Source organism: Patulibacter medicamentivorans (assembly GCF_000240225.1).
GTDB classification, from domain to species: Bacteria; Actinomycetota; Thermoleophilia; order Solirubrobacterales; family Solirubrobacteraceae; genus Patulibacter; species Patulibacter medicamentivorans.
In genome coordinates, this window is record NZ_AGUD01000113.1 from 1 (window position 1) to 5156 (window position 5156).

A 5156-nucleotide genomic window follows, 5' to 3' on the forward strand; every position below is an offset into this window, starting at 1 on the left:
GCTGGCGGCCTGGCGACGCCGGACCGCGGAGCCCGCGCACGCGACGCTCGTCGCCGGGCTGCTGCTGCACGGCGAGGCGGGCGGCGAGCTGGCCGACGTCCTGCGCGACCAGGCCGACGCCCTCGAACGGGCGCGACGGGCGACGGCCGAGGCCGAGAGCGCGACCGTCCAGGCCCGGACCGCCGCGCGGATCGTCGGCGGGATCCCGGTCGTGGTCGCGGTCGCCGCCGTCGTGCTGGCGCCCGGCGCGGTGCGCGCGATCACCGGCTCGGCGCTCGGAGCGACCCTCGTGACGGCGGCCGTGCTGCTGCAGGTGACGGCGGTCGCTGTGGTCCGACGGCTGACGGCGGGGCTGGGACGGTGAACGGGGGGACGACGGCTGCTCACGGCGGCCCGATCGCTCCCGTCGGCCGGCGCGCCCGCCCGAGGCGAGCCCGGTGAGCGCGGTGTTGGCGGCGGCGACCGCCGGGGCGGCGTGCGGAGCGGGGGTCGGGGAGCTGCTGCTGGCTCGCGCCGAGCGCCGGCGCCGGTCGGCGAACCGGGGCGGCGGCACGATCGGGGCGGTCGCTCCCCGCGAGGTATCGACGATCGACCAGCTGGGCGGCCTCGGCGCCCTGGTCCGGATCGGCCGTCGGATCGGTGGCGGTGCCGGTGCGCGACTGCCGCGGCCGGTCGACGCCGCCGCGCGGCTCGACGCCGCGGGCCTCTCGCCGACGGTGACGGCCGCCGACCTCGGGGCGCTGCGAGGGGCCGGCATGGTGATCGGGGCGGCCCTGGCGCTGGTGCTGCTGCCGGTCGCGGGCGCGGCCGGCCTGCTGCTGAGCGCCCTCGCGCCGGTCGCGCTGGTGCTGGTGCCCGACCTGCTGATCGGCCGCCGGATCCGCGACCGCGGCGCGGCGATGCTGCAGCAGCTACCGGACGCGATCGACCTGCTGCGGATCGCCCTGCGCGGCGGCCGCTCCGTGCCGGAGGCGCTCGCCGCCGTCGGGGCCCATCACCACGGCGTCCTCGGTGCCGAGCTGCGGCGGACAGCGGCCGAGATCCGGATCGGTGTGGCCGGCGACCGGGCGCTGGTCGCGCTCCGCCGCCGCTGCCCCGCCGACGGAGCCGCCGAGCTGGTCGCCGTGCTGCTGCGGACCCACCTGCACGGCGACGCCGCGACGGTCGGCCTGCGGTCGCTGGCCGAGGACCTGCGGGCCCGGCGGGCGCGGGCGGCGATCGACCGGGCGGCACGGGCGGCGCCCAAGGTCCAGCTGGTCGTCGCGCTGCTGCTGGTGCCGGCCGCGATGCTGCTGATCGCCGCCGCGATGATCCAGATGCAGCGATAGCGCGGCAGCGTCGTCGATCCGGGCGCGACGGGGCGCCGGCCTGGTCGGCGAGCGCCCGCCGTCGCTCGGGGCCGGGTCGAGGCCGTCGCGGGCGCCCGACCCTGACGGCCCGCCTAGCGCTGCGCCGAGGACCCCGTCGCGGGCGCCGGGCCGTACTGCAGGACCGCGCTCCCGCGCCAGGTGGTGGCGCCGGTGTTGGTCGCCCCGGCGCTGAGCAGCTGCAGGCGGCGGACGACCTGCATCACGCCGCCGGCTCCGAGGCGGTCCAGCGGCAGGCTGCCGATCAGCTCGCCGATCCGGCTGGCGTCGAGCAGCAGCTGCGGCTTGGCGCCGCCGATCAGCGCCTGGGCCCGCGCGTAGACCGGATCGTCGCCCAGGCGGCCCTTGGGCTCCAGCGCTCCGGTCACCGAGTCGGGACCGAGGCCGATCGCCAGCCGGTCGCCCTTGGTGCCGATCGCGACCTGCAGCGGCAGGCCCGGCAGCTGTCCGACGAGGCCCTTGTCGGCACCGGGGATGTCGCTGCTCCGCAGCTTCAGGCTCGTCTTGTCGCCGAGCACGCCCGCCAGCGCGTCCATCAGGCGGCCGCTGCCGGCGGCGTCCTTGGTCTGGACGACGACGGCGCCGCCCAGGCTCAGGAGGCTGTCGCCGCGCGCGCCGAGCGTGATCGCGCGGACGTCGCCGATGTCGCTGAGGAGCTGCTCGGGGACGTCGACGCCGAGCAGCTTGCTCAGCTGCTGCGCCGCCTGCTTCGGATCCTTGCCCGTGGTCCCCGGCAGCAGGCTGTCCCGGAGCTCGCCGAGCCCGGCCGCGAACCACGACCCCGAGGGCAGCGCGGCGACCGCGTCGGCGCCGCCGCTGGTGGTGTGGGCCAGCTCCTTCGGCTGGGTCCCGCCCAGCTGCAGGCCGATTCGGCCCGGGCGCGCCTCGAGCGCGACGCCGATCGATGCGTCGATCCGCGGCAGCCCGGACGTCGAGGAGCGCAGCCGCTTGCCCAGGCGCCGCTCCCTGCCGCTCAGCCGCGACGATCCGAGGTCGGCGGAGTCCAGCTCCGAGAGCACGGCGTCGAGCGCCTCCGTCTGCTGGAGGTCGAGCCAGACGACGCCGACCTGGTCGGTCGCGCGGACCTGGCCGATCGCGCTGCGGTAGCGCGCGGCCCCCGCCAGGTCGGGGCCCGAGGCGGCGGCGACCGCCTTGCGGACCGCGTCCTCCTTGCCGACGGAGAAGGTCCGGTCGCCGACCCAGATCGCGAACGGGTCCTTGCCGCCGTCCGGCTCGCGGTAGACCTCCTGGCCGTCGACCTCGAGCTTGGTGCTCTTGCGCAGGTCCGCGTCGAGCGCCTTGCGCAGCGCGGTCGCGTCGCGGACCTCGGCCACGAGGGCGCCCGAGACACCGGCAGCCTTGCCCTTTCTCGCCGGCCGGGCGATCAGGAACCCGCCGACGTGGTCGCCGAGGGTCGGCAGGATCGCCGACTCGAAGCTCTTGCCCGACGCCAGGTCGTGGCTGTCGAGATCCAGGGCCTTGATCAGCTCGCCGCCCGGATCGGTGATCCCGAAGGCCTTCGTCACGTCGAGGATCCCGGCCTTGGTCGCGCCCTCGGGGCGGATGTCCGCCTCGCCGAAGGCCACGGCGTCGGCCGGCACGTCGTCGGCGAGCACGGCCTGGACCGGCGCGCCGCTCGCGGCGGAGGGAGCGGCCGCGGGGTCCTTCTTGTCGTCGCCACCGCAGCCGGTCAGCGCGAGCGCGCCCGCGAGGAGCGCGGCAGCGGACGCGTGGCGGAGCGAGGGACGGAGCGTCGGAAACGAGGTCATGGGGATCTCCCGGCCACGGCACGGGCCAGTCGCAGGTGCCCGGATCGTACGGGCTCGGCGGGGTCGAGGGCTTGGCACCTCGACGGGCGGCCGCCCCACCACCCGCCCCGGGTCGCCCCACCACGCCCCACCGCGTGCCCCACATCGCCCCACCACGGTCATCGAAGGCCGCACATAGCGGGGTCGCCGGACGACGACTGAGATCGAACACGACCGAACGGGCGTGGATCATGGACGAACACCTGTTCTAATTTACGCTGCACGAAATCGTGCGACGAGCAGGATGCGAGCGTCCCGATCCGACGAATCATTCGTCCTAAAGCTGGATCTCTCAGACCGAACAGATGTTCCGCCGGAGCCGGTGGTATCGCCGAGTGGGGCGAACGTCCAGATCGGTGGTGCAGAGTGGGGTGAAGTGGGGTATGTTGCCCGCAGCGAGTCGGGCCGGGAGCGGTTCCTCCCACCGCTTCCGGCCCGGCTCGCACCGGTCAACCCGCCGGCCTTCTCGTGAGCGACCTGCAGCTGCAGTCACAGTTCGAGCTCACCCTCGACGCCAAGAACCGCCTGACGATCCCGGCGCGGTTCCGCGATCCCTTCAAGGCCGGCCTGGTCCTCGTCCGCTCCCACGACGTCCCTGCCGTCGGGGTCGAGCCACTGGCCGACTACCGTGAGTTCGTGCAGCAATCGCTCGCCGGACGGCACCCGCTCGATCCCGCCACGCGCCAGATCGAACGCTTCCTCAACTCCGCGGCCACGCCGGCGGAGCTCGACGGCCAGGGCCGCGTCACCGTCTCGCCGTCGCTGCTGGAGCACTCCCGGATCACCGGCAAGGACGTGCTGCTGGTCGGCAGCGGCCGCCGCTTCGAGCTCTGGGACCGCGAGCAGTGGGCGGGCTACGCGCCGACGCTGCAGGACGCGATGCTCCAGATCGGCAACGCGATCGGCGGGGCAGCCGGCTTCCCGCCGGCGCCCGGCTTCGGCCCGGCCGGCGGGACGACCGATCCCGGCCCGGGCGGGGCCTAGCCGATGTCCGAGCCGGCACCGCACCTGCCGGTCCTGGCCGAGGAGGTCCTCTCCCTGCTGGACCCGCAGCCGGGACAGACCGTGGTCGACGCGACCTTCGGCGCCGGCGGCCACGCGCGGCTCGTGGCCGAGCGGCTGGGGCCGACCGGCACGCTGGTGGTCATCGACCGCGATCCGGTGGCGCTGGCGATCGCCGAGCGCTTCGCCGACGAGGTCGCCTGCCAGGTGCGGATCGTCGCGGCGCCGTTCGCCGACGGCCTCGAGGGGCTGGTCGAGGAAGGGTTCGCGGCCGACGGGGCGTACTTCGATCTCGGCATGTCCTCGATGCAGATCGACGAGGCCGCACGCGGCTTCGCTTACACGCGCGACGCTCCCCTCGACATGCGGATGGGGGCGGGCGCCGAGCGCTCGGCCGCCGACATCGTCGCCAGCTGGGACGAGCGCGACCTGGCCCACGCGCTCCGGACCTACGGCGAGGAGCGCCACGCCGGCCGGATCTCCCGCGCGATCGTCCGCGAGCGCGCCCGGGAGCCGATCGAGACCACCGGCCGGCTGGTCGACGTCGTCACCGAGGCGATCCCGACCCCGGCCCGGTTCGCCGGCGGCCATCCCGCCAAGCGGACCTTCCAGGCGCTGCGGATCGTCGTCAACGACGAGCTGGGCCAGATCGACCGCGCGCTGCCCGCCGCCTGGCGGCTGCTCGGGATCGGCGGCCGGCTGGTCGCGATCAGCTTCCACTCGCTCGAGGACCGCCGCGTCAAGCGCTTCCTGGCCGATCGCGCCCAGGGCTGCATCTGCCCGCCGGACCTGCCGGTCTGCGCCTGCGGCAGGACGCCCGAGGCCGAGCTGCTGACCAAGCGCTCGATCGTGCCGTCCGCCGACGAGCAGGAGCGCAACCCGCGCTCGCGCTCGGCCCGCGTCCGCGGCGCGCGCCGCGTGCAGGTGGCGGCATGAGCGCGCTGCCGGCCGAGCGTCCGGCGCCCCGCCGCCGGCCCGC

At 75.8% G+C, this 5156-nt stretch carries 5 protein-coding genes; 4 read left to right on the top strand and 1 reads right to left on the bottom strand.

Features of this window, described 5'->3' with window-relative positions:
• Together PAI11_RS09300 and PAI11_RS09305 are read left to right on the top strand one after the other, a co-directional pair.
• The coding region (locus tag PAI11_RS09300) for a type II secretion system F family protein (protein WP_040599486.1) at nucleotides 1-364 on the top strand (364 nt) is incomplete at its 5' end.
• A gap of 73 nt (nucleotides 365-437) precedes the next feature.
• A complete protein-coding gene (locus PAI11_RS09305; protein ID WP_007573503.1) occupies nucleotides 438-1328 on the top strand; it encodes a type II secretion system F family protein in 891 nt (296 codons plus the stop codon).
• Nucleotides 1329-1441: 113 nt separating this feature from the next.
• Here PAI11_RS09305 and PAI11_RS09310 read toward each other — a convergent pair whose 3' ends face one another.
• The gene (locus PAI11_RS09310; RefSeq protein WP_007573505.1) at nucleotides 1442-3136 is read right to left on the bottom strand and encodes a hypothetical protein; all 1695 of its coding nucleotides are present in this window, start codon (nucleotides 3134-3136) and stop codon (nucleotides 1442-1444) included.
• A gap of 507 nt (nucleotides 3137-3643) precedes the next feature.
• Here PAI11_RS09310 and PAI11_RS09315 point away from each other — a divergent pair.
• Nucleotides 3644-4159: a division/cell wall cluster transcriptional repressor MraZ gene (locus PAI11_RS09315; RefSeq protein WP_007573510.1), complete on the top strand. Its 516-nt coding sequence runs from the start codon at nucleotides 3644-3646 to the stop codon at nucleotides 4157-4159.
• 3 nt (nucleotides 4160-4162) lie between these two features.
• A complete protein-coding gene (gene rsmH, locus PAI11_RS09320) occupies nucleotides 4163-5113 on the top strand; it encodes a 16S rRNA (cytosine(1402)-N(4))-methyltransferase RsmH (protein WP_007573512.1) in 951 nt (316 codons plus the stop codon).
• Nucleotides 5114-5156 lie beyond the last annotated feature (43 nt).